At 70.5% G+C, this 21560-nt stretch carries 23 protein-coding genes; 11 read left to right on the forward strand and 12 right to left on the reverse strand.

Annotated elements, in window-relative coordinates; genetic code table 11:
• Positions 1-55: 55 nt before the first annotated feature.
• Both ASE35_RS11710 and ASE35_RS11715 read left to right on the forward strand, forming a co-directional pair.
• Positions 56-3619, forward strand: coding sequence for an ATP-binding protein (locus ASE35_RS11710; protein ID WP_057163916.1), 3564 nt, complete (start codon positions 56-58; stop codon positions 3617-3619).
• A gap of 118 nt (positions 3620-3737) precedes the next feature.
• Complete coding sequence (locus ASE35_RS11715; RefSeq protein WP_157489420.1) at positions 3738-4736, forward strand: hypothetical protein; 999 nt, start codon at positions 3738-3740, stop codon at positions 4734-4736.
• Positions 4737-4838: 102 nt separating this feature from the next.
• On the opposite strand, the gene hemE is transcribed toward ASE35_RS11715, so the two are convergent.
• From hemE to ASE35_RS11730, 3 genes are all read right to left on the reverse strand, one after another.
• Positions 4839-5930 (reverse strand): uroporphyrinogen decarboxylase, encoded by a 1092-nt coding sequence (gene hemE, locus ASE35_RS11720; RefSeq protein ID WP_057163917.1) that lies wholly within the window; start codon positions 5928-5930, stop codon positions 4839-4841.
• A 129-nt stretch (positions 5931-6059) separates the two neighbouring features.
• The gene (locus ASE35_RS11725) at positions 6060-6317 is read right to left on the reverse strand and encodes a WGR domain-containing protein (RefSeq protein ID WP_056182710.1); all 258 of its coding nucleotides are present in this window, start codon (positions 6315-6317) and stop codon (positions 6060-6062) included.
• A gap of 36 nt (positions 6318-6353) precedes the next feature.
• Complete coding sequence (locus ASE35_RS11730) at positions 6354-7307, reverse strand: helix-turn-helix domain-containing protein (RefSeq protein ID WP_057163918.1); 954 nt, start codon at positions 7305-7307, stop codon at positions 6354-6356.
• Positions 7308-7413: 106 nt separating this feature from the next.
• Here ASE35_RS11730 and ASE35_RS11735 point away from each other — a divergent pair, with 106 nt between their 5' ends.
• The gene (locus ASE35_RS11735) at positions 7414-8046 is read left to right on the forward strand and encodes a cysteine hydrolase family protein (RefSeq protein ID WP_057163919.1); all 633 of its coding nucleotides are present in this window, start codon (positions 7414-7416) and stop codon (positions 8044-8046) included.
• A gap of 97 nt (positions 8047-8143) precedes the next feature.
• Here the strand turns inward: ASE35_RS11735 and ASE35_RS11740 are convergent, their stop codons facing one another.
• The 3 genes from ASE35_RS11740 to ASE35_RS11750 all read right to left on the reverse strand — a co-directional run bounded on the left by ASE35_RS11740 (position 8144) and on the right by ASE35_RS11750 (position 10379).
• Positions 8144-8593, reverse strand: a complete 450-nt coding sequence (locus ASE35_RS11740; protein ID WP_056182722.1) for a hypothetical protein — start codon at positions 8591-8593, stop codon at positions 8144-8146.
• Between the two features lie 113 nt (positions 8594-8706).
• On the reverse strand, positions 8707-9828 hold the full coding sequence (gene aroB / locus ASE35_RS11745) for a 3-dehydroquinate synthase (protein WP_057161748.1): 1122 nt from the start codon (positions 9826-9828) through the stop codon (positions 8707-8709).
• Positions 9825-10379, reverse strand: a complete 555-nt coding sequence (locus ASE35_RS11750) for a shikimate kinase (protein WP_057163920.1) — start codon at positions 10377-10379, stop codon at positions 9825-9827. Before ASE35_RS11750 ends, aroB begins: the two co-directional genes overlap by 4 nt.
• A 123-nt stretch (positions 10380-10502) precedes the next feature.
• Between ASE35_RS11750 and ASE35_RS11755 the strand changes: the two genes are divergently transcribed.
• Positions 10503-10706: a dodecin family protein gene (locus ASE35_RS11755; RefSeq protein WP_056182730.1), complete on the forward strand. Its 204-nt coding sequence runs from the start codon at positions 10503-10505 to the stop codon at positions 10704-10706.
• 28 nt (positions 10707-10734) lie between these two features.
• Here the strand turns inward: ASE35_RS11755 and ASE35_RS11760 are convergent, their stop codons facing one another.
• Positions 10735-11547, reverse strand: coding sequence for a kinase (locus ASE35_RS11760; RefSeq protein ID WP_057163921.1), 813 nt, complete (start codon positions 11545-11547; stop codon positions 10735-10737).
• A gap of 17 nt (positions 11548-11564) precedes the next feature.
• Here ASE35_RS11760 and pdxH point away from each other — a divergent pair, with 17 nt between their 5' ends.
• Both pdxH and aac(6') read left to right on the forward strand, forming a co-directional pair.
• Positions 11565-12167 (forward strand): pyridoxamine 5'-phosphate oxidase, encoded by a 603-nt coding sequence (gene pdxH / locus ASE35_RS11765; RefSeq protein WP_057163922.1) that lies wholly within the window; start codon positions 11565-11567, stop codon positions 12165-12167.
• On the forward strand, positions 12122-12631 hold the full coding sequence (aac(6'), locus tag ASE35_RS11770) for an aminoglycoside 6'-N-acetyltransferase (RefSeq protein ID WP_157489421.1): 510 nt from the start codon (positions 12122-12124) through the stop codon (positions 12629-12631). Before pdxH ends, aac(6') begins: the two co-directional genes overlap by 46 nt.
• Positions 12632-12760: 129 nt before the next feature.
• Here aac(6') and ASE35_RS11775 read toward each other — a convergent pair whose 3' ends face one another.
• Entirely contained in the window at positions 12761-13174 is a 414-nt protein-coding gene (locus ASE35_RS11775) for a GNAT family N-acetyltransferase (protein WP_057163923.1), read from the reverse strand.
• A gap of 82 nt (positions 13175-13256) precedes the next feature.
• On the opposite strand from ASE35_RS11775, the gene ASE35_RS11780 reads away from it, so the two are divergent.
• The 3 genes from ASE35_RS11780 to ASE35_RS11790 all read left to right on the forward strand — a co-directional run bounded on the left by ASE35_RS11780 (position 13257) and on the right by ASE35_RS11790 (position 16137).
• Entirely contained in the window at positions 13257-14051 is a 795-nt protein-coding gene (locus tag ASE35_RS11780; RefSeq protein ID WP_057161752.1) for a cobalamin-binding protein, read from the forward strand.
• A gap of 161 nt (positions 14052-14212) precedes the next feature.
• Positions 14213-15172 carry a triacylglycerol lipase gene (locus ASE35_RS11785; RefSeq protein ID WP_157489422.1) on the forward strand — a complete coding sequence of 320 codons (960 nt, stop codon included), beginning with the start codon at positions 14213-14215 and terminating at the stop codon, positions 15170-15172.
• 2 nt (positions 15173-15174) lie between these two features.
• The gene (locus ASE35_RS11790) at positions 15175-16137 is read left to right on the forward strand and encodes a lipase secretion chaperone (RefSeq protein ID WP_057163925.1); all 963 of its coding nucleotides are present in this window, start codon (positions 15175-15177) and stop codon (positions 16135-16137) included.
• Positions 16138-16263: 126 nt separating this feature from the next.
• Here the strand turns inward: ASE35_RS11790 and ASE35_RS11795 are convergent, their stop codons facing one another.
• From ASE35_RS11795 to ASE35_RS11810, 4 genes are read right to left on the reverse strand one after another with little or no spacing between them, the layout of a single operon-like run.
• Positions 16264-16758, reverse strand: a complete 495-nt coding sequence (locus ASE35_RS11795; RefSeq protein ID WP_056182754.1) for a DUF4426 domain-containing protein — start codon at positions 16756-16758, stop codon at positions 16264-16266.
• Between the two features lie 23 nt (positions 16759-16781).
• Positions 16782-17627, reverse strand: a complete 846-nt coding sequence (proC, locus tag ASE35_RS11800; RefSeq protein WP_057163926.1) for a pyrroline-5-carboxylate reductase — start codon at positions 17625-17627, stop codon at positions 16782-16784.
• A gap of 58 nt (positions 17628-17685) precedes the next feature.
• Positions 17686-18282 (reverse strand): hypothetical protein, encoded by a 597-nt coding sequence (locus ASE35_RS11805; protein ID WP_057161757.1) that lies wholly within the window; start codon positions 18280-18282, stop codon positions 17686-17688.
• Positions 18279-18929 carry a YggS family pyridoxal phosphate-dependent enzyme gene (locus ASE35_RS11810; RefSeq protein ID WP_057164041.1) on the reverse strand — a complete coding sequence of 217 codons (651 nt, stop codon included), beginning with the start codon at positions 18927-18929 and terminating at the stop codon, positions 18279-18281. Before ASE35_RS11810 ends, ASE35_RS11805 begins: the two co-directional genes overlap by 4 nt.
• Positions 18930-19158: 229 nt before the next feature.
• Here ASE35_RS11810 and ASE35_RS11815 point away from each other — a divergent pair, with 229 nt between their 5' ends.
• Together ASE35_RS11815 and ASE35_RS11820 are read left to right on the forward strand one after the other, a co-directional pair.
• Complete coding sequence (locus ASE35_RS11815) at positions 19159-20196, forward strand: type IV pilus twitching motility protein PilT (RefSeq protein WP_055903397.1); 1038 nt, start codon at positions 19159-19161, stop codon at positions 20194-20196.
• Between the two features lie 133 nt (positions 20197-20329).
• Positions 20330-21460 (forward strand): PilT/PilU family type 4a pilus ATPase, encoded by a 1131-nt coding sequence (locus ASE35_RS11820; RefSeq protein WP_056182768.1) that lies wholly within the window; start codon positions 20330-20332, stop codon positions 21458-21460.
• Positions 21461-21560: the final 100 nt, after the last annotated feature.

The raw sequence follows: 21560 nt of genomic DNA on the forward strand, positions 1-21560 counted from the left end.
AGCCTAGCGGCCGTACAGCAAGGAATCGGACCCGAGGATGCTCAGGCCAGCGGTCGTGCATGGAAGCCCGGGATGGGCGCGTTGGCTGTGCTGGCTGCTGCTCGCGGCGCTGGCGCTGCCGGTGCGCGCGGCGCTGCCGGAGACGCCGCAGTTCCGCTACTACGGCGTCGCCGAGGGCATGCCCTCCAGCACCGTGGCCGCGCTCGCCCAGGACGCCGAGGGCTACATCTGGCTGGCCACCCACGACGGCCTGGCGCGTTACGACGGCATCAGCTTCCGGGTCTGGCGCCACGTGCCCGGCGATCCGGGCTCGCTGCCCAGCAACATGGTCCAGGCCTTGCACGTGGATGCGCGCAACCGGGTCTGGGTCGGGCTCAGCGGCGGCGGCCTGCACATGCTCGACCGCGAGCGTCAGAACTTCGTCCACTACAGCCGCGACACCCATCCCGACATCGGCAGCGACGAGATCTACACGATCACGTCCACGCCCGACGGCGCGATCTGGTTCGGCACCGACGGCGCGGGCGTGCACCGCCTCGACGCCGAAGGCCGCATCACCCGCTATATGCCCGACAAGGCCGGCGCGGCCAAGGGCGCGCCCGCGGCGCAGAGCGGTCTGCCCGGCGAATACATTTGGACCATGAAGACCGACAGCAGCGGTCGGCTGTGGGTGGGCACGACCACCGGCCTGGCCTACTGGGACGGCGCGCGTTTCCGCACGGTCGCGCATGCGGGCATCAGCGGCGCCTGGGTCACCGCCTTGACGCCGGCCGCCGACGGTACGCTGTGGATCGGCGCCGGTCTGCGCGCGTTCCGGCGCACGCCCGACGGCCGCATCGCGCAGATGCCGTGGTTTCAGCCCGCCGACAAGATCGGTGTGTACGGCGTGGTCGGCGACGGTCCCGGCAGCTACTGGGTCGCGACCCATCGCGGTCTGCGTCGCGTGCTCGGCGGGCGCTTGATGCCGCCGGCCGGCGACATCGCGATCTCGGAAATCAACACCCTCGATCTGCTGCAGGACCACGAAGGCGGTTGGTGGTTCGCGACCGAGGAGGAGGGCGTCGCCTATCTGGCGCCGAACTGGCGGCAGTTCACCGTGCTCAAGCCCGGCACCGGCCGCCCCGGCGCGACGCGCGTGGGCTACATGCGCGACCTTGCGACCAGCCGCGACGGCAACGTGTGGATGGTCGGCGAGCGCGGCGTGGTCGATCACCTGAACCTGGCCGACGGCCGCTCGACCCAGCGCAAGGTGCCGGCGGTGGCCGACGCCGCGCTGTATTCGATGCTGGAGGCGCGCGACGGCGCCTTGTGGTTCGGCGACAACCACGGCCTCTCGCGGGTGGCGCCGGATGGCAGCGTGCGCAACTGGAGCGCGAGCTCGCCGCGCGACGCGGCGTTGGGCGACGACGGCATCACCGACCAACTGGTGCAGACGCCCGACGGCAACGTCTGGATCGCCTACATGCCGCCGGCGCTGCAGATGCGCGACAGCGAGGGGCGGGTGCAGCTGTCGGTGAAGCCGGAGGACGACCGCGGCGTCGACAGCCTGTACATCGAGCAGATCGATGTCGGCCCCGACGGCGCGCTGTGGATGGCCGGGCCCTCCGGCCTGTCGCGCTGGAACGCGGCCGCGCGCCGCTTCGACGCCTTGCCGGGCGGGCCGGCCGGGCGCGTGTTCGGCTTCGCGATGGCCGGCAAGGACCGGCTGTGGCTGCATCGTCTGGAAGCCTTGGAGCAATACGCCTGGGACGGTCGCGAGCTGCGCCTGCTGGCGCGCGTGAGCGGCGACGAAGGCCTGCCGGCGACCGAGTCCGGCGGCGTGCTGGCCTGGGGCGACAACGTCTGGCTGACCACGCGCCGCGGCCTGATCTGCTGGAACCAGACCCGCCAGCGCCTGCGCATCTACGGCATGCGCGACGGCCTGCCCAGCCAGGAGTTCACCGAGCGCAATCCGCTGCTCACGCCCTCCGGCGTGGCCGCGGCGGTGACCATGGACGGCGTGGTCCTGTTCGACGCGGGGCGCGCGCCGGAGGCGGCCAAGTCGCCGCGCCTGGTGATCGAAACCCTGAGCTACCGCCGCGACGAGGACGAGTTTAAGCTCGATCCCGAGCGCCCGGTGGTGCTGGGCCCGCAGGACCGCGACCTGCGCGTGTCGGCGCGCCTGCTGTCCTTCGTCGATCTGCAATCGCATCGCTACCGCTTCCGTTTGCACGGCTACGACCCGGATTGGGTGATCCAGTCCGGCAACGGCGAGCGCGTGTTCTCCAAGCTGGAACCCGGCACTTACCGCATGGAAGTGCAGGCGGCCAACGCCGACGGCATCTGGTCGCAGTCGCGCCAGTTCTCGCTGACCGTGCAGCCGCCGTGGTGGCGCACGCCACCGGCGCTGGCGGCGCTGGTCGGCATCGCTATCCTGGGCGCGTGGTGGGCGGCCGATCGCTACCGCAGACGGCTCAAGCGCCGTCTCGACTGGCAGGCCGCCGAGCACGAGCGCGAGATCGCCAAGGAGGCCTCGCTGGCCAAGACCCGCTTCCTCGCCACCTTGGGTCACGAAGTGCGTACGCCGATGACCGGCGTGCTGGGCATGAGCGAACTGCTGCTGGACACGCCGCTGGATACCCAGCAGCGCAGTTACACCGAATCGATCCAGCGCGCCGGCAAGCACCTGCTGCGTCTGGTCAACGACGCGCTGGATCTGGCCCGGATCGAATCGGGCAAGCTGGAGCTGGCCGACGAGGCCTTCGATGTGCGCGCGCTGGTCGAGGACGCGAGCGCGCTGATGGCGCCGCTGGCGCGCAAGCGCGGCCTGGCCTTCGAGCTGGACATCGCGCACGACGCGCCGCGCGGTTTGCGCGGCGACCCGCATCGGGTCCGGCAGATCCTGCTCAACCTGCTCGGCAATGCGATCAAATTCACCGAACAGGGCCAGGTCTCGCTGCGGGTGTCGGCGATGGCGCCGCAGGGCGTGCGCTTCGAAGTCGCCGACACCGGCCCGGGCTTGAACGAAGAGCAGCAGTCGCGCTTGTTCCGCCGCTTCGAGCAGGCCGAGGGCGCGCGCACCGCCGCGCGCTATGGCGGCAGCGGCCTGGGGCTGGCGATCTGTCAGGAGCTGGCGGCGGCGATGAACGGATTGCTTACCGTGGACAGCCGGCCCGGCGAAGGCGCGCGCTTCTGCTTCGAACTGCCGCTGCCGGCGGCAATCGTCGCCAGCGGCGCCAGCGCGCCCGACCGGGTCGGCGCATCGCGGCGCGCGCCGCTGGCGCTGCTGTTGGTCGAGGACGATACGACCGTGGCCCTGGTCATCGCCGGCCTGCTGCGTGCGCAGGGGCATCGCGTGACCCATGTCGGCAACGGCCTGGGCGCGCTGACCGAGGTGGCGACGGCGAACTACGACGCGGCCTTGCTCGATCTCGATCTGCCCGGTCTCAACGGCCTGGACCTGGCCCGCCAACTGCGCGCCCAGGGCTACGCGCGCCCGCTGATCGCGGTCACCGCGCGCGCCGATGCCGATGCCGAACCGCAGGCGATCGCGGCCGGCTTCGATCGCTTCCTGCGCAAGCCGGTGACCGGCGCGATGCTGGCCGCGGTGCTCGACGAGGCGCTGCCGCCGACCGCGTGAAGGCCGGCTGTCCCGGCGGCGTGCGGCAGGCTGGCAGGTGCCGCCGAAGCGGCGCATGATCGCGACGTAAGCAGGGTCGCGGAAGCGGCGCTGCAGGCAGGCGGAATCGGGAGCGAAGATGATCGGTACAGCGGTGCGCGGGGTGGGCTGCGCGGGGGCGATGGGCTGGGCCTTGCTCGGTGCGCTCGCGTGGATACCGGCCGTCGCGCGCGGCGCCGACGCCGTCGCCAGCGCCGATACGGCGCAGACGCAGACGGTGCCGCTGTTGGGCGGTTACCTGCGCGAGACCCGGGTGGTGTATCCGCTGCGCGTGGGCAAATGGCAGGCGGTGGACGAACACCGCTACGACCGCCAGGAATTCGGCGTGTCGGTACGCTACGCGCTGAGCAACCGCAGCGATCGTTGGATCGACGTGTACTTCTATCCGGCCGGCGTGCTGTCGCCGGACGAGTTCGAGCGCGTCGCCGGCGAGGAGCGCGAGGCCCTGGCCGAGGTCGGCCGCCAGCCCGGCGGTTACCAGGACATGGACATGGGCGAGCTGCGCAGTTTCGCCTCGGCGCGCCGCAAGGACGGCGCGGTCAGCGGGCGCTCGCTGGACCTGGCCTACACGAGCCAGGGCGAGCGCAAGAGTTCGGCGATGACTCTGCAACTGGATCGCATGTACCTGGTCAAGGGCCGCTACAGCGTGCCGGCCAAGGCGGCCACGCCCGCGCAGGCGCGCGCTTCGCTGGAGGAATTCGCGTCCGATCTGTCCGGGCGCCTGACCGTGGCCAGCACCGGCCGCTGCTGGGACCCGCTGCCGATCGAAAAACTCGAAGCCGGCGCGCCCACGCCCAGCGGCGCGGTGTCCACGCTGTCCAAGGACGGCGTGGACAGCGTTTACCTGATGAGCGACCGCGTGCTTGCGCGCGAGCCGCAGTCGGACGAGGCGCGCGCGCTGATGATGATCGGTATGGGCCTGCACAAGCGCCTGCAGCCGGGCTGTGAACCGCCGGAGGAGATCGAGCAGGCGGTGCCCAAGGACATGCGCGAGATCCGCCTCGAGTACGGCGCGCCCAGCGACGCGCCGGCAGACCCTTCGCGGCTGCTGCGCAGCAATAAGATCGACGTGGGTTGAAGGCCGGGATTGGGGATTCGGGATTCGGGATTCGGGATTCGCAAGAGCGACGTCCTCAAGCTTGTCCCTAATCCCTAATCCCTAATCCCTAATCCCTAATCCCTAATCCCGGCTCCTAACACTGAGTTCGTGCACCGCGCTCACCATCGCCGCCACGTGGTCCGGGCTCATGTCCGGCGACAGGCCGTGGCCGAGGTTGAACACGTGGCCTTCGCGCGAACCGCCGTTACCGTCGCGATAATCGTCCAGCGCGCGTCCGACCTGGTCGCGGATCGCCGCGGGCGTGGCGTACAGGGTGACCGGGTCGAGGTTGCCCTGGATCGCGACGCGGCCGCCGATGCGGCGCGCGGTGTCGCCCAGGCCGATGGTCCAGTCCACGCCCACCGCTTCGGCGCCGCTGCCGGCCAGGTCTTCCAGATAGGGATCGTTGCCCTTGCCGAACAGGATCAGCGGCGCGCGCTGCGCGCCCGCGCCGCGCGGCAGTTCGGCGGCGATGCGCTGCAGGTAGCGCAGCGAGAACTCGCGGTACATCGCCGGCGACAGCACGCCGCCCCAGGTGTCGAACACCTGCAGCGCCTGCGCGCCGGCGGCGTGCTGGGCTTGCAGGTAGGCGATCACCGCGTCGGTGACCACGCCCAGCAGCTTGTGCATCGCCGCCGGATCGTTGAGCGCTAGCGCCTTGACCTTGGAATAGTTGTCGCTGCCGCCGCCCTCGACCATGTAGCAAGCGATGGTCCAGGGGCTGCCGGAGAAACCGATCAGCGGCACCGAACCGTTCAATTCGCGGCGGATCGTGCGCACCGCGTCCATCACATAGCGCAGCTCGCCTTCCATGTCCGGCACGGCCAGGCGGTCGATGTCGGCCGCGCTGCGGATCGGGCGTTCGAACTTCGGACCCTCGCCGTCGGCGAAGTACAGGCCCAGGCCCATCGCATCGGGCACGGTGAGGATGTCGGAGAACAGGATCGCGGCGTCCAGCGGGAACCGGCGCAGCGGCTGCAGGGTGACCTCGCAGGCCAGCTCCGGGTTCTTGGCCAGGTTGAGGAAGCTGCCGGCCTGGGCGCGGGTGGCGCGGTACTCGGGCAGGTAGCGGCCGGCCTGGCGCATCAGCCACACCGGCGTGCGATCGACCGGCTCGCGGCGCAGGGCGCGCAGGAAGCGGTCGTTGGCGGGTGCGGCGTCGGTAAGGCTCATGCTGGATTCCTGGTGCGCGGGGGCGTCGGCTGGGCGCGCATTATCGCGGTGCGGCGGGGCCGAAGCGAGCCGCGCAGCGCTGCGTGGCTGCGTTGCTGTGTTCCGCGCGGGCGCCCGCGCGGCGCGCCGTCACTCGGTCGGCGCTTCCGCGCCCTGGGCGAACATCAGCTGGAAGCCGCGCTTGAGCTGCTGATCGCGCGCATGTTCCAGCGCGGCGAAGGCGCTGTCGCGGTCCATGAACTGCTCGCGGCGCACGCTGCTGCGGCCGCCGATCTGGCCGGTTTCGCGCACCAGGGTCCAGCCGCCCAGCAGGTCGGGCTGCAGCATCAGCTGCACGAAGCGCGGGGCTTCGCGGCCGTCGGGGCGTTGTTGTAGGAGTAGGCGCACGCCTGGATTGTAGCGGCAGGCGGCGCCGCAACGGTGTCAGCCGCCGCGGAACTCGCGCCGATAGGCCGAGGGCGAGGTCTTGAGCGCGGCCGCGAAGTGCTGGCGCAGCGACACCGCCGAGCCGAATCCGGTGTCGGCGGCGATCGCCTCGATCGGCCGATCGGTGCTTTCCAGCAGCCGCTGCGCGCGCGCCAGGCGCTGGTTCGCCAGCCACTGCGCGACCGTGGTGCCGGTGCTCTGACGGAAGCGGCGGGTGAAGCTGCGCCGGCTCATCAGCGCGCGTTCGGCCAGCGCGTCCAGGCTGTGCGGCTGCTCCAGATGGGCCAGGGCCCAGCTCAGCACCCCCGACAACCGCTCGTCCTGGGCCGAGGCCGGCACCGGCCGCTCGATGTACTGGGCCTGGCCGCCCTGGCGGTGCGGGGCCACCACCAGCCGGCGCGCGACCCGGCTGGCGAGGTCCGCGCCGCAGCGCCGGCGCAGCAGGTGCAGGCAGCAGTCCAGCGCCGCCGCGGTGCCGGCCGAGGTGGTCAGTTCGGCGTCGTCGACGTAGAGCACGTCCGATTGCAGGCGCACCTGCGGATAGCGCTGGGCGAAGTGCTCGCTCCAATGCCAATGGGTGGTGGCGCGGCGGCCGTCGAGCAGGCCGGCCTCGGCCAGCACGTAGGCGCCCAGGCACAGGCCGACGATCTGCGCGCCGCGCGCATGGGCCCGGCGCAGCGCCTGCAGCAGGGCCTCGGGCGGGCGTTCGTCGGCATCGCGCCAGGACGGCACGATCACCACGCCGGCGTCGTCCAGGCCTTCCAGCCCATGCTCGACCGCGATGCTGAAACCGGCCTGGGTGCGCAGCGGGCCGGGTTCGGCCGCGCACACGCGCAGTTCGAAGCGCGGCTGGCCGTCGAAGCCGCGGTCCTCGAACACGATGCAGGGCACCGACAGATGGAAGGGGCTGATGCGGTCGAAGGCGACCACGGCGATGGTGTCGGCGTTCATGGCCCGATTCTATCGAATATTGGCAATCGGGCCACTGTCGGCGATTCCGCCTCAAGCGGAGCATGTGCCTCGTCCGATCCCTTCCCCACTCATTAGGAATTCCGCCATGACCCGCAAGCGCGCCCTGATCGTCGTCGACGTCCAGAACGAGTACTTCAGCGGCGGCCTGCTCATCGAGCACCCGCCGGTGAGCCAGACCCTGCCCAACATCGGCCGCGCCATGGACGCCGCGCGCGCCGCCGGCGTGCCGGTGGTGGTGGTACAGAACACCGCGCCGCCGGAGGCGCCGGTATTCGTCAAAGGCACGTCGGGTTGGGAGCTCAACGAGGTCGTCGGCGGCCGTCCGCGCGACCACTACATCGAAAAGAATTTCCCCAGCGTGTTCACCGGCACCGATCTCAAGGACTGGATCGCCGCCAACGGCGTCGACACCCTCAGCGTGGTCGGCTACATGACCCACAACTGCGACGCCTCGACCATCTTCGAAGCCGCGCACCTGCAGCTGAACGTGGAGTTCCTCAGCGACGCCAGCGGTTCGCTGTCGTACGAGAACAGCGCCGGCCAGGCCAGCGCCGAGGAGATCCATCGGGTGTTTTCGGTGGTATTCCAAAGCCGCTTCGCCGCGGTGCTGAGCACGCAGCAGTGGATCGAGGCGGTCCAGGCCGACGCGGTGCCTTATCTGGACAATCCGTACGCCTCCAACCAGCGCGCCCTGGCGCGGGTGAAGGCGGCGGCGTAAGCGCGACTCGCCGGCCCTTCGCTCGCTATCGGGCGAGGGGCGGCGCAGGCGGACGAAGCTAGGTCCGACTCCCTAGCGGGCTGCGCGGCAACGCCGTTTACTGCTGCGACAACTCAACCGGTCCGACCAAGGTTCCGGACAGATGTTCGAAGTGAGTGACCTCGCCCAGTTGCGGCGGATTGCCGACCGCGCTCGCCTTCAGCTGGACCGTGCCGTCGCGGTACTCGTTGACCCGGTAGGTCGCGCCGCCGCCCTGCGAGTAGCGTCCGGCGCTGACGTAGCGCATGCCGGTGAGGACGATGCGCCACTCCTTGCCGCTGGCGTCCAGCGTGGCCGTGCCCGCGCGCGATGCCGCGCCGCGTTGCGCATAGGCGCGCACCACGTCGGCGATGGTGTCGGTCCAGGCCTGCCAGTCGATGGCGTAGACCGCCACCGCGGTGCGCGCGCGCGGATACGGGCCGTAGCGTTCGAACACGGCTTGCGCCGCGACCTGCACCGACTCGGTCGCGCAATAGTGTTTGTCGAGAAAGTCGAACTGCGAACTCATGCGGTGCCCCTGTGCCCCTGCAACGGATGGAACCGCTCGTTGCGGCAGCGGGCCGGTGGCGCACTGTGCGGCTCCGGGGTCGGCGAGGCAAGGCCCGCCGGTAACGGGCTCGATTAGCCGCTGGCGAGGACGTTCAACACCGCTTCGTCGGCCACCCCCGACACGATCCGGGCCAGGCCGGCGCGATCCCACAGAATGAAGCGCAGGCCGCTGGCGTCGGCTTTCTTGTCCAGGCGCATGCGCGCGAGCAGGGCGTCGGGCGACAGGCCTGCCGGGATCGTGGTCGGCAGGCCCAGCGCTTCCAGCAGGCTGCGCAAGCGTTGGGTGTCGGCGGCGTCGGCCATGCCCAGCTCCGCCGACAGTCGCGCCGCCAGCACCATGCCGACCGCGACCGCTTCGCCGTGATTGAGGCCATCGCCGGTGGCGCCGGCGTAGCCCTGTTCGGTTTCGATGGCGTGACCGAAGGTATGGCCGAAATTGAGCAGGGCGCGATCGCCGCGCTCGTAGGGGTCGCGCGCGACCACGTCGGCCTTGTAGGCGCAGCTGCGCGCGATCGCCTGCGCCAAGGTCGCGTCGTCGCCGCTGAGCAAGGCCGTGGCATGCGCCTCCAGCCAGGCCAGGAAGCTCTCGTCGAAGATCGCGCCGTACTTCACCACTTCGGCCAGACCGGCGCGCAGTTCGCGCGCGGGCAGGCTGCGCAGGGTGGCGGTGTCGGCGATCACCGCGCGCGGCGGATGGAAGGCGCCGACCAGGTTCTTGCCGCTGGGCAGATCGACCGCGGTCTTGCCGCCGACCGAGGAATCGACCATCGCCAGCAGGGTGGTCGGCAGCTGCACCACGTCGACGCCGCGCATCCAGCAGGCGGCGGCGAAACCGGCGAGGTCGCCGACCACGCCGCCGCCCAGGGCCAGCACGGTGGCGTCGCGGGTCGCGCCGAGCCGGGCCAGCGCGTCCAGGCATTCGCCGAAGCGCGCCAGGGTTTTCTCGTGTTCGCCCGGCGGCAGCACGTAGCGCGCCAGCGACAGGGTGGGGCGGGCCGCCCGCAGCGCGCGTTCCAGCGCATCGGCGTACAGCGGCGCGACGTGGCCGTCGCTGACGATCAGGGCGTGGCGGCCGCGCAGGTGCACGGCGACGTGCTCGGCGTCGGCGAGCAGGCCGGGGCCGATGTCGATCGCATAGGCGGCGTCGCCCGACACCTTCACTCTGTGCAAGGGCTGCGAGGCGGGGGTAGTCATGCGGAGGCTCCGTGCGCGTGCGCGGGACGGAGCCAGCAAAGGTCGAGTTCGTCGGCGAGCTTGGCCGCGGCGTCGGCCGCGGTCATGCGTTCGGTGTCGAAGCGCAGGTCGGCCACTTCGGCGTACAGCGGCGCGCGCTGCGTCGACAGCGTGCGCAGCACGTCCTCGCGGTCGTCGCGCGCCAGCAGCGGGCGGGTGCGGTCGCGCGCCAGGCGCTCCAGTTGCGCCTCCACGCTGACCTGCAGGTGCACCACATAGCCGCGCTCGCGCAGCAGGGCGCGGTTGTCCGGGTCCAGCACCGCGCCGCCGCCGGTGGCCAGCAGCAGGCCGTCCTCGGCCAGCAGCTCGGCCAGGGTCGCGCGCTCGCGCGCGCGGAAGCCGGCCTCGCCCTCGCATTCGAAGATGGTGGCGACGGTGGCGCCGGTGCGCTGTTCGATCTCGCGGTCGGCATCGGCCAGGCGCAGGCCGTAGCGCTCGGCCAGGCGGCGGCCGATGCAGCTCTTGCCGGCCCCCATCGGGCCCACCAGGATCAGATTGCTCGCGGGATTCATGCCGCGATTGTAGCCAGCCGCGGCTCCGCGCTGGCGGCGGCTGTTGCGTGGCCTTAACGCCGGCCAGCCTAGGCTCGCCGTTCCGGTCGCAAACCCGCGCGCCGGCCAGACAGGAGCACGCCCATGGCGATCGCCAAGATCATCGAACTCAACGCCTCTTCCAAGACCAGCATGGAGGACGCGGTCAAATCGGGACTGAAGAAGTGCGGCGAATCGGTGAAGAACATCAAGGGGGCGTGGGTCAACGAGATCAAGGTCGTGACCGAGGACGACGGCACGGTGACCGAGTGGCGGGTCAACCTGCGGGTGAGCTTCATCGTCGAGTGACGGCGCCGTCGCGCGCCAGCGCGCGGCTCTAGGCGAGCACGCGCCGGCGCGCGTCCACCGGCACCGTCCAGTCGGCGATCTCCGGCAGCCGCGCCAGCGCCTGCCGGCTCACCCGTTCGAACAGGCGCACGAAGCGTTCGATCCGGGCGCGGTCCATGCCCGCGCGCCCGGGGCTGGCGGCCTGCAGCGCACGCTCCTGTTGCCACCGCCACTCCGGTACGTGTTCGAAGCCCGGCGGCTGCAGGAACAGCAGCCGGTCCAGGCGCGCCCACAGCGCCGGGTAGTCCTGCGCCAAGGCCTGGTTGCAGTAGCCGCGCCAGACGCCGTCGCGGTCCTCGTCGCGCTCCAGGGCGTTGATCGGCTCGATCAGCTCCGCCCCCGTCTGTGCCGGGGTCTTGAGGAACCAGCCTTCGAACAGGGTCAGATCGACCGCGCGCAGGCGCGGCCAGCGCGAGGGCGGCAGGCGGCGGTCGCCGAGCTTGTCGAAGCGCGGCAGGCGTGCGGCGCCGCCGGCGCGCAAGGAGTCCAGGGTGGCACAGGCCAGTTCGACCTCGTGAGTGCCCGGCGGGCCGCGCGTGGCCAGCAGCGGATGCACCCGGCGGCCCAGTTGCGCGCGTTCGCGCCGGCCCAGGTAGCAGTCGTCGATCGACAGCACCGCCACCCGCAGTCCGCGTTCGCCGGCGAGCGCCGCGACCTGCGCGGCCAGGGTCGACTTGCCGCTGCCCTGCAGGCCGGCGATCGCGTAGACGCGGGCGTCGTGGCGCAGGGCGTCGGCCAGCACGCGTTCGACGAAGTCCGCAGCATAGGCGCTGGCGGCGGAGGGATGCGTAGCGGGCGGCATCGCGCGACAATAACCCAATGAACCCACATCCCCTGTTAGCCGAAGCCATCGCAGGATTTTCCGGTCTGTTCGAGGAGGCGCGCGTCGCCGGCGAGCCCGATCCCACCGCGATGACCATCGCCACCGCCGGCCTGGACGCGCGTCCGTCGGCGCGCACCGTGCTGCTGAAAGCGCACGACGCGCGCGGTTTCGTGTTCTACACCCATCTGGACGGGCGCAAGGGCCGCGAGCTGCAGGCCAATCCGCATGCGGCGCTGTTGTTCCATTGGCCGCGCGTGCGCAACGGCGTGCAGGTGCGGGTGGAAGGCACGGTCGAGATCGTCTCCGACGCCGAGGCGGACGCCTACTTCGCCTCGCGTCCGCGCGTGAGCCAGCTCGGCGCCTGGGCTTCACTGCAATCGGAAACCCTGGCATCGCGCGAGACCTTCGAGCAGCGCCTGGCCCAGGTCGAGCAACGCTTCGACGGCCGTGAGGTGCCGCGTCCGCCGCGTTGGACCGGCTTGCGCATGCGGCCGGAGAAGATCGAGTTCTGGTACGGCGCCGACTTCCGCCTGCACGAGCGCTGGTTGTACGAATGCGACCGCGCCGGCGACTGGTCGAAGCGGATGCTGTATCCGTGAGCGATGCCGGGCGGGTGCGGCCGGCGACCGCGGCCGACCTGGCCGACTGGGCGCGGCTGCGCGGCGCGCTGTGGCCGGACGAGGAGGGCGAGGAGCCCAACGATCACGAGGGCGAGATGCGCGAGGCGCTGGCGCGTCCGGAGCGCGATCTGTGCGTGCTCGCATTCGACGCGCACGGCCGCGCCTGCGGCTTCGCCGAAGCCAGCCTGCGCACGGACTACGTCAACGGCACCGACAGCTCGCCGGTCGGGTTTCTCGAAGGCTGGTACGTGGCGCCGGAACAGCGCGGCCGCGGCGTCGGACGCGCCCTGATCGGCGCGGTCGAGCGCTGGACGCGCGAACGCGGTTGCGAGGAGCTGGCTTCCGATTCGCTGTTGGACAACCACGACGCCCACCACGCGCACGCGGCCTGCGGCTTCGAGGAAACCGAGCGCGTGGTGTATTTCCGCAAGCGCCTTGGGTAACGCAATGGTGCGGTTAACACCGCACCCTACGGCCCCAGCTGGCTTGCGTAGGATGCGGTGAGCAAAGCGAACCGCATCGCCGCGCCGCTCGGGCAACGACGCCGGCACCGATACCGCCGCGCAACCGCCTCAATACTCGCGCTTGTACCAGAAGGTGTGCTGCATCGGCGCCATGCCCGCGCGTTCGTAGAAGCCGACCGCGTCCGGCACCGAGGCCAGGATCAGACTTACCGTCGGCCCGAGCTGGCGCCGCGTCTCGTCCAGCAAACCCTGGCCTATACCCAGTCCCTGCGCCGTTTTCGACACCGCCAGCTCCGACAGATAGCAGCACCAGGCGAAATCGGTGACGCAGCGCGCGATGCCGACCAGTTCGCCGTCGGGCCGGCGCGCGCTCACGATCAGATCGGCCGCGTCCAGCATCCGCTGCAGGCGCGGCGCGTCGTCGACCGGACGGATCGCGCCCAGGCCGGAATCGACCAGGAGGTGGCGGAAGTCGGCGACGGCGACGGTGGCCTCGCGGGCGTAGACGATGGCGGGTTGCATGCGGCGAAGATCGCATCGCGCGGCGCGCCTGGCAATCGCCGCCGGCCGCGTCGGCGCCCCCCGGTAATGCGACAATCGCGACATGGGCCCCCAACGCATCGTCTGCCTCACCGAAGAACCGACCGAGACCCTGTACGCGCTCGGCGAACAGCACCGCATCGTCGGCATCAGCGGCTTCACCGTGCGCCCGCCGATCGCGCGCAAGGAAAAGCCCAAGGTCAGCGCCTTCACCAGCGCCAAGATCGACGAGATCCTCAAGCTCCAGCCCGATTTCGTGATCGGCTTCTCCGACATCCAGTCCGAGATCGCCGCCGCGCTGATCAAGCAGGGCGTGGAGGTCTGGATCAGCAACCACCGCAGCGTCGAGGGCATCCTCGACTACATCGCGCGCTTGGGCGCCCTGGTCGGCGCGGCCGACCGGGCCGTGGCCTACGCCGACGAACTGCGGCGCGGGCTGGACGCGATCGAGCGCGAAGCGCAGACCTATCCGCGCCGGCCCAAGGTCTATTTCGAGGAGTGGGACGAGCCGCTGATCACCGGCATCCGCTGGGTCGCCGAGTTGGTGCGGATCGCCGGCGGCGACGACGTGTTCCCGCAGCACGCGGCGCAGTCGCTGGCCAAGCACCGCATCCTGGCCGACGCGGCCGAGGTGATCCCGCTGGCACCGGACATCGTGTTCGGCTCCTGGTGCGGCAAGAAATTCCGTCCCGAACGCGTGGCCGCGCGGCCAGGTTGGGACGCGATCCCGGCGGTGCGCGACGGCGAGCTGCACGAGATCAAATCGCCGCTGATCCTGCAGCCCGGTCCGGCCGCGCTCAGCGACGGCGTGGCCGAGATCGCCGCGCATATCCGCGCCTGGGTGCAGCGCAACAATTAGCCCGGGCTCGGCGCTTGGCCAGCCCGGCCTGGCGCGATAGGCATCACGGTTCGCTCCCGTATGGTGCACTGCGGCGTGCAGGTTCCATACGCATTCGTACAGTCGATCGGGCCGGCGCCGCCGGCCTCGCCTGCGGTACGGCACCGTTTCTGGGAGGGAACATGTCGCGATCGATCCTGCGTATGGGCGCGTTGCGCGCCGGAGTCTGGGCCAGGCTGTTCGCGGTCCTGCTGTTGCTGGCGGCGGCCCTGCCGGCCAGCGCCGACGATTACACCAAGACCAAGCACCCGGTCGTGCTGGTGCACGGCCTGTTCGGCTTCGACGAACTCGGCGGCATCTACGACTACTGGTACGACATTCCCGGGCAGCTGCGTTCGGGCGGCGCCAAGGTCTATGTCGCCAACGTGTCCTCGGCCAACTCCAGCGAACTGCGCGGCGAACAGCTGATCGACTACCTGGAAACCCTGCAGGCCACTTACGGCTACAGCCGTTTCAACCTGATCGGCCACAGCCATGGCGGACCGACCGCGCGTTACGTGGCTTCGGTGCGCCCGGACCTGGTCGCCTCGATCACCTCGATGGGCAGCCCGCACACCGGCAGCAAGGTCGCCGACGGCATCGGCACCGCGTTCCCGCCCGGCTCGCCTGGCCGCGGCCTGGTCGCCGGCCTCGCCGATGCGCTGGGATCGTTCCTGGAGTTCCTGTCCGGCGACGACGATCCGCAGGACGCGCTGGCCGCCTTGGCTTCGCTCGACAGCGCCGGCGCGGCCGCGTTCAACGCGCGCTATCCCGAGGGCCTGCCCGGCAGCGCCTGCGGCCAGGGCGCGGCCAGCGTGCGCGGCGTGCGCTACTACTCGATGGGCGGCACCTCGCCGCTGAGCAACGTGTTCGATCCCAGCGATCTGCTGCTGGGCGCGGGCGCGCTGTTCTTCGGGTTCGAGGCCAACGACGGCCTGGTCGGGCGCTGTTCCTCGCATCTGGGCAGCGTGATCCGCGACGACTACGCCTGGAACCACCTCGACGAGGTCAACCAGGTCGCCGGCCTGCGCGGCCTGTTCGCGTCCAATCCGCCCAGCGTCTACCGCGCGCATCTGAACCGGCTGAAGAACGCCGGGCTGTAGGCATGCTGCGTTTCACGCTGGTCCTGATGCTGGCGGCGGGCTTGGCGCTGGTGCTGGGGCTGTCGGGCCGGAGTCGCGAGACCACGCCGGCCCTGACCCCGGCACAGCCCTCGGCGGCCGCCAACGCGGCCGCCGATGCGCGCATGGGGCGCCCGCCTGCCGCCGCGGCCGCCGCGGACGACTCGCTGCGCGGCACCGGCGTCGACGGCGGCTTGACCTTGAATGCCGCGGGCAAGGCGGTTCCGGATCGTGCGATGCGGCGGCTATTCGACTACTTCCTCACCCGCCTGGGCGAGCGCTCGCCCGCGGCCATCCGCGACGACCTGCGTCGCCATCTGCAGCCGCGCGTCGGCGCGGCGGTGCTGGCGCAGGTACTGGCCTGGTTCGATGCCTATGTCGCGCTGGAGCGCGAAAGCGCGGCCTTGGGCGCCAGCGGCGATCTGAGCGCGGATCTGCAGCGTCGCCGCGAGCTGCGCCGCCGCCGCCTCGGCGCCACGGTCGCGCAGGCCTGGTATGGCGAAGACGAGCGTCGCCTCGAGCACGCGATCGCGCGCCAGGCGCTGCAGCGCGATCGCGGTCTCGCGCCCGCGCAACGCGCCGCGCGCCTGCGCGAACTCGATGCCGCGTACGGCCTGGACCTGGACCCGACCCGCACGGAGGGCGACACGGTCGCCCTGGCGATGCGCCAGAGCGCGCGCTTCGAGGCCGAGGGCGCCACGCCGGAACGCCGTTACGCCGAACGCGAAGCGACGTTCGGGCGGGAAGCGGCGCAGCGCTTGGGCGCGCTCGATCTACGCCGCGCGCAATGGAATCGGCGCGTGGCCGCGTATCGCGTCGCGCGCTCGCAGGTGTTGGCCGATCGCGGTTTGAGCTCGGCCCAGCGTCAAGCCCGGCTGGCGGCGCTGCTGGCGCCGTTCGATGCGCGCGAGCGTCTGCGCATCGAGGCGCTGACCCGCAACGACTGATCGTGGCGCCGCGCTGGCGATCCGCTCATGGTTCGACGGGTTCACCGCGAACGCATCGTGGAGCGACGCGGCGCCCCATCCCGATCAACTGTCGCGGTTCGGATGCATTACGTCCGAGCGCGACCCTCAGCGCGGATAGAACTCGCGGCTGAACTGCAGCGTGGTCGGTGCGCCGCCCTCCGGCGCCACGCTCAGCTCGAAGCGCAGGGTGTCGGGCAGGGCGATCTCGACGGTGCCCACGTAGTCCAGCAGTTGCGCGCTGCCCGCCTCGCCGGTACGCAGTTCGCGCAGTTCCAGCGTGCGGCGCTGGCCGCGCAGGTCGGTTGCGGTCGCGCTCACGCGCGCCGGGATCGCGTTGTCCTGGCCGTCCGGGCCGCGTCGCACCGCCACCAGCAGCAAGACCGTGGCGTCATCGCGCGCGATGCCGTACTGCTGCGCGACCGCCGGCGACAGCGCCGAGGTCTGCAATGCGCTGGCGCGCACGGTGACGTCGCCGCTGCGCACGGTCGCCTCCTGCGGCGCGGCGCCGGCGCTGCCGGAGCCGGTGGGCGCCGCCGCCTCGCGGCCGCAGCCGCTCAGCAGCGCTAGGGTGAGCAGGCAGACGGCGAGGGCGGTGCGCATGGCGGCGGTTCCGGTGGAAAGGGTCAATCGTTGGCGGCCGAGAGCTCGCGGCCGCGTCGGGTAGCGGCCGCGATCGCGGCCTCGACCAGGGCATGGAAGCCGCCGGTTTCGAAGGTCTCGATCGCCGCCTGGGTGGTGCCGCCGGGCGAGGTCACGCGCGCGCGCAGCACCTGCGCGGACTCGTCGGAACGGGTCAGCATGGTCGCCGCGCCCAGCAGGGTCTGATTGACCAGGGCGCGCGCGGCCTCGGGCGCCAGGCCCTGGGCGACGCCCGCGGCCTGCATGGCCTCGGCGAGCAGGAACACATAGGCCGGGCCGCTGCCGGAGACCGCGGTGACCGCGTCCATCAGCGCCTCCTCGGCGATCCACACCGTCGGACCGACCGCGTCCAGCAGCGCCGCCGCGCGCGCGCGTTGCGGTTCGGCGGTGGCGGCGTTGGCGTACAGGCCGGTGATGCCGGCGCCGAGCAGGGCGGGCGTGTTCGGCATCGCCCGCACCACCGTCTGGCCGCCGCCCAGCCACAGGTCGAGCTGGCCGGCGGTGATGCCGGCCGCGATCGAGATCACCAGCGGGCGCTGCGACTGCGCCAGCGGCGCCAGCGCCGCGCATACGCTGCGCATCACCTGCGGCTTGACCGCGAGCAGCCACACGCCGGCGCCGGTCGCGGCCTCGGCCGCGTTGGCGTAGCTGGGCACGCCGAAATCGCGCTGCAGGGCCTCGCGCAGCGCATCCACCGGCTCGGCCACGCGAATCGCGTCGGCGTCGCCGCCGCGCGCGACCAGGCCGCCGATCAGGCTGCGCGCCATGTTGCCGCCGCCGATGAAGGCGACCGGACTGAGCGGGGACAGGGCGGTTTCGGATGCGGGCATGGCGTTCGCGGCGTGCGGGACTGGAGCGCCAGCATACCGAGGCGGCCGCGCTCCCGCGCTAGAACCTCGTGCGCGGGGATGCGCCGGGCAGCGGCGGACAGGGCCGGTCGAGGATGCGCGCTTCGAAGCGGTAGCGCGGCACGTAGTCGCCGGCGTAGCTCAGGGCAATCCGGCCCGACCACAGCAGGTCGTAGCGGTCGCTGTCGCCGCGGCGCTGGAAGCGAATGCGGTGATCGACCGCGCTGTCGTGACCGAGCAGGTACAGCCCGAACGCCGGATCTTCGTCGGCGTCGGGCAGCTCCCCGTCGCCGTCGAACGGATCGGCCACGAATTCGGCACCGTCCAGCGCCGCCAGCGAGAACTGCGCCAGCGGCCCGATCCGGATGCCGCCGCTCTCGCCCCAATAGACCGAGGACAGGATGCAGTGGTGGTAGTTGCCCCACACGATCGGCGAGGCCCAGTCCGAAGCCGCGTCGTTCCCGTCGTCGGCGATCTCGCGTTCGGCGTAGTACTTGGCGCCGACCAGGTGCAGGTCGAACCACACATCCTCGCCCTCGACCCGCGCGCTCCAGTCGAATTCGGCGATCGCGTGGCCTTCCGGCCAGGGATTGCCGGGGAACACGATGCGGTCCTGCCCGTCTGGCGCGGCGCTCATGCGGCGGCCTTGGGCGGGCGCGCACCGAACAGCGCGGTGCCGATGCGGACCATAGTCGCGCCTTCCTCGATCGCGATCGCGTAGTCGTCGCTCATGCCCATCGACAGGGTGTCGAGGCCGGGGTGGTCGGCGCGCAGCGACTCGAACAAGGCGTAGGCGCGGCGGAACGCGGGGCGGCGGCGCTCGGGATCCGCGTGCGGGGTCGGGATCACCATCAGGCCGCGCAGCCGCAGGCGCGGTTCGGCCGCGATCGCGGCCGCCAGCGCCGGCGCATCCTCGGGCCGGCAGCCGTGCTTGCTGGCCTCGTCGTCGATGTTGACCTGGATCAGCGCCTGCAGCGGCGCCCGCGCCGGATCGCGGTGGCGGGCCAGGGCCGCGACCAGCTTGGGCCGGTCCACGGTCTGCACCCAGTCGAACAGCCGCGCGGCCTGCTCGGCCTTGTTCGACTGCAGGTGGCCGATCAAATGCCACTCCAGTCTCAGTTCGGCCAGGGCCGCGGTTTTGGTCGCGGCTTCCTGAACATAGTTCTCGCCGAGCGCGCGTTGCCCGGCCGCCGCCAGTTCCGCGACGGCGGTCGCATCCTGGGTCTTGCTGACCGCGAGCAACTGCGGTACTGGCCGTTGCGCAAGGCGCGCGGCGTTATCCAACTGGTGCAAGATGCCGAGCAGGGCGTGCGCGCGCACGTGAGGAATCCTGTGAAAGAGGGCTGGTTCGGCAATGCGGGTACGGGGCTATACTGCCTCGCAGGGGACGCTTCCCGCCACTTGCGGCTGGCCGTTATTGTCGCTCGTTTGCGTTTAGGCGTTTCGCTGTAGCGTCGCTACGTGTGGTCTGAAGTTTCCATCTGAAGTTCTGTTGCAGTGCGGGGGAGCACGCATGGATATCGCCGAACTGTTGGCGTTTTCGGTCAAGAACAAGGCATCCGACTTGCATCTGTCGGCCGGCCTGCCGCCGATGATTCGCGTCGATGGCGACGTGCGGCGCATCAATATCCCGGCCTTGGACCATAAGCAGGTCCACTCGCTGGTGTACGACATCATGTCGGACAAGCAGCGCCGCGATTACGAAGAATTCCTCGAGGTCGACTTCTCGTTCGAGATTCCCGGCCTGGCCCGCTTCCGCGTCAACGCGTTCAATCAGAACCGCGGCGCAGGCGCGGTGTTCCGTACCATTCCCTCGGAAGTGCTGTCGCTCGAAGACCTGGGCTGCCCGCGCATCTTCAAGGAACTGATCGAGCAGCCGCAGGGCCTGATCCTGGTCACCGGACCGACCGGTTCGGGCAAGTCGACCACGCTGGCGGCGATGATCGACCACATCAATAAGAACGAGTACGCGCACATTCTGTCGGTCGAAGACCCGATCGAGTTCGTGCACACCTCGCAGAAGTGCCTGATCAACCAGCGCGAAGTCCACCGCGACACCCACGGCTTCAACGAGGCCCTGCGTTCGGCGCTGCGCGAAGACCCGGACTACATCCTGGTCGGCGAGTTGCGAGATCTGGAAACCATCCGCCTGGCGCTGACCGCGGCCGAAACCGGCCACTTGGTGTTCGGTACCCTGCACACCTCGTCCGCGGCCAAGACCGTCGACCGCATCATCGACGTGTTCCCGGCCGGCGAAAAGCCGATGGTGCGCTCGATGCTGTCCGAATCGTTGCGCGCGGTGATCTCGCAGGCGTTGCTGAAGAAGGTCGGCGGCGGTCGTACCGCGGCCTGGGAAATCATGGTCGGCATCCCCGCGGTGCGTAACCTGATCCGCGAGGACAAGGTCGCGCAGATGTACTCGGCGATCCAGACCGGCCAGAACCACGGCATGATGACCCTCGACCAGCACCTGCAGGACCTGGTGAAGCGCGGCATGATCCTGCGCCCGCAGGCCCGCGAGTACGCCAAGGACAAGCGCCTGTTCGATTGAGACCGGGGTTCGAGATTCGGGATTCGAGATTGGTTAAAAGCAGTATTCAGTTCAGGCCGGAGTTGCGGTGCGGGGTCGGGGTTTGCAAATCCCGAATCCCCAATCCCCCATCCCGGCTCAGTAGGAGCATCCCATGAGCACCATCGACTTCACCTCGTTCCTCAAGCTGATGGCGCACCAGAAGGCGTCGGACCTGTTCATCACCGCCGGCATGCCGCCGTCGATGAAGGTCCACGGCAAGATCTCGCCGATCACCCAGAACCCGCTGACGCCGCAGCAAAGCCGCGATCTCGTGCTCAACGTCATGAACCCTCAGCAGCGCGAGGAGTTCGAAAAGACCCACGAGTGCAACTTCGCCATCGGCGTGACCGGCGTCGGCCGCTTCCGCGTGAGCTGCTTCTACCAGCGCAATCAGGTGGGCATGGTCCTGCGACGCATCGAGACCAAGATCCCGACCGTCGAAGAGCTCAACCTGCCGCCGATCATCAAGACGCTGGCGATGACCAAGCGCGGCATCATCATCTTCGTCGGCGCGACCGGTACCGGTAAGTCGACCTCGCTGGCGGCGATGATCGGCTACCGCAACATGAACTCCAGCGGCCACATCATCACGATCGAGGACCCGATCGAGTTCGTGCACAAGCACGAGGGCTGCATCATCACCCAGCGCGAGGTCGGCATCGACACCGACAGCTGGGACGCCGCGCTCAAGAACACCCTGCGCCAGGCGCCGGACGTGATCATGATCGGCGAGGTGCGCACCCGCGAGGGCATGGACCACGCCATCGCCTTCGCCGAAACCGGTCACCTGGTGCTGTGCACCCTGCACGCCAACAACGCCAACCAGGCGATGGACCGCATCATCAACTTCTTCCCCGAGGATCGCCGCGGCCAGTTGCTCATGGACTTGTCGCTGAACCTCAAGGGCGTGGTCGCGCAGCAGCTGATCCCGACCCCGGACGGCAAGGCGCGCCGGGTCGCGATGGAAATCCTGCTGGGCACGCCGCTGGTCCAGGACTACATCCGCGACGGCGAGATCCACAAGCTCAAGGAAGTGATGAAGGAGTCCGTGCAGCTGGGCATGAAGACCTTCGACCAGGCCCTGTTCGAGCTCTACCAGGCCGGCGAGATCAGCTACGAGGACGCGCTGCGTTACGCCGACTCGCAGAACGAAGTGCGCCTGCGCATCAAGCTCGCCCAGGGCGGCGACGCGCGCACCCTGGCCCAGGGCATGGATGGCGTCGAGGTCGCGGAAGTGCGCTGACGCGCGCGACGCGCATCGCCACACGAAGAAGCCCGGCTGGTCCGGGCTTCTTCTTTTTTGGGCGCGCGCACCTGCCGTTTCGCGTTGCCGCGCGCGGCGC

The organism is Lysobacter sp. Root916, assembly GCF_001429785.1.
Lineage (GTDB): Bacteria > Pseudomonadota > Gammaproteobacteria > Xanthomonadales > Xanthomonadaceae > Lysobacter.

What these genes read in the sequence shown, in the direction of transcription:
- ASE35_RS11735 (WP_057163919.1), top strand. Translation starts at nt 7,414, where the DNA reads ATGACCCGCAAGCGCGCCCTGATCGTCGTCGACGTCCAGAACGAGTAC.
- ASE35_RS11755 (WP_056182730.1), top strand. Translation starts at nt 10,503, where the DNA reads ATGGCGATCGCCAAGATCATCGAACTCAACGCCTCTTCCAAGACCAGC.
- ASE35_RS11815 (WP_055903397.1), top strand. Translation starts at nt 19,159, where the DNA reads ATGGATATCGCCGAACTGTTGGCGTTTTCGGTCAAGAACAAGGCATCC.
- proC (WP_057163926.1), bottom strand. Translation starts at nt 17,627, where the DNA reads ATGCCCGCATCCGAAACCGCCCTGTCCCCGCTCAGTCCGGTCGCCTTC.
- ASE35_RS11805 (WP_057161757.1), bottom strand. Translation starts at nt 18,282, where the DNA reads ATGAGCGCCGCGCCAGACGGGCAGGACCGCATCGTGTTCCCCGGCAAT.
- ASE35_RS11715 (WP_157489420.1), top strand. Translation starts at nt 3,738, where the DNA reads ATGATCGGTACAGCGGTGCGCGGGGTGGGCTGCGCGGGGGCGATGGGC.
- hemE (WP_057163917.1), bottom strand. Translation starts at nt 5,930, where the DNA reads ATGAGCCTTACCGACGCCGCACCCGCCAACGACCGCTTCCTGCGCGCC.
- ASE35_RS11730 (WP_057163918.1), bottom strand. Translation starts at nt 7,307, where the DNA reads ATGAACGCCGACACCATCGCCGTGGTCGCCTTCGACCGCATCAGCCCC.
- ASE35_RS11790 (WP_057163925.1), top strand. Translation starts at nt 15,175, where the DNA reads ATGCTGCGTTTCACGCTGGTCCTGATGCTGGCGGCGGGCTTGGCGCTG.
- ASE35_RS11750 (WP_057163920.1), bottom strand. Translation starts at nt 10,379, where the DNA reads ATGAATCCCGCGAGCAATCTGATCCTGGTGGGCCCGATGGGGGCCGGC.
- ASE35_RS11785 (WP_157489422.1), top strand. Translation starts at nt 14,213, where the DNA reads ATGTCGCGATCGATCCTGCGTATGGGCGCGTTGCGCGCCGGAGTCTGG.
- ASE35_RS11775 (WP_057163923.1), bottom strand. Translation starts at nt 13,174, where the DNA reads ATGCAACCCGCCATCGTCTACGCCCGCGAGGCCACCGTCGCCGTCGCC.
- pdxH (WP_057163922.1), top strand. Translation starts at nt 11,565, where the DNA reads ATGAACCCACATCCCCTGTTAGCCGAAGCCATCGCAGGATTTTCCGGT.
- ASE35_RS11740 (WP_056182722.1), bottom strand. Translation starts at nt 8,593, where the DNA reads ATGAGTTCGCAGTTCGACTTTCTCGACAAACACTATTGCGCGACCGAG.
- ASE35_RS11820 (WP_056182768.1), top strand. Translation starts at nt 20,330, where the DNA reads ATGAGCACCATCGACTTCACCTCGTTCCTCAAGCTGATGGCGCACCAG.
- ASE35_RS11760 (WP_057163921.1), bottom strand. Translation starts at nt 11,547, where the DNA reads ATGCCGCCCGCTACGCATCCCTCCGCCGCCAGCGCCTATGCTGCGGAC.
- ASE35_RS11780 (WP_057161752.1), top strand. Translation starts at nt 13,257, where the DNA reads ATGGGCCCCCAACGCATCGTCTGCCTCACCGAAGAACCGACCGAGACC.
- aroB (WP_057161748.1), bottom strand. Translation starts at nt 9,828, where the DNA reads ATGACTACCCCCGCCTCGCAGCCCTTGCACAGAGTGAAGGTGTCGGGC.
- ASE35_RS11795 (WP_056182754.1), bottom strand. Translation starts at nt 16,758, where the DNA reads ATGCGCACCGCCCTCGCCGTCTGCCTGCTCACCCTAGCGCTGCTGAGC.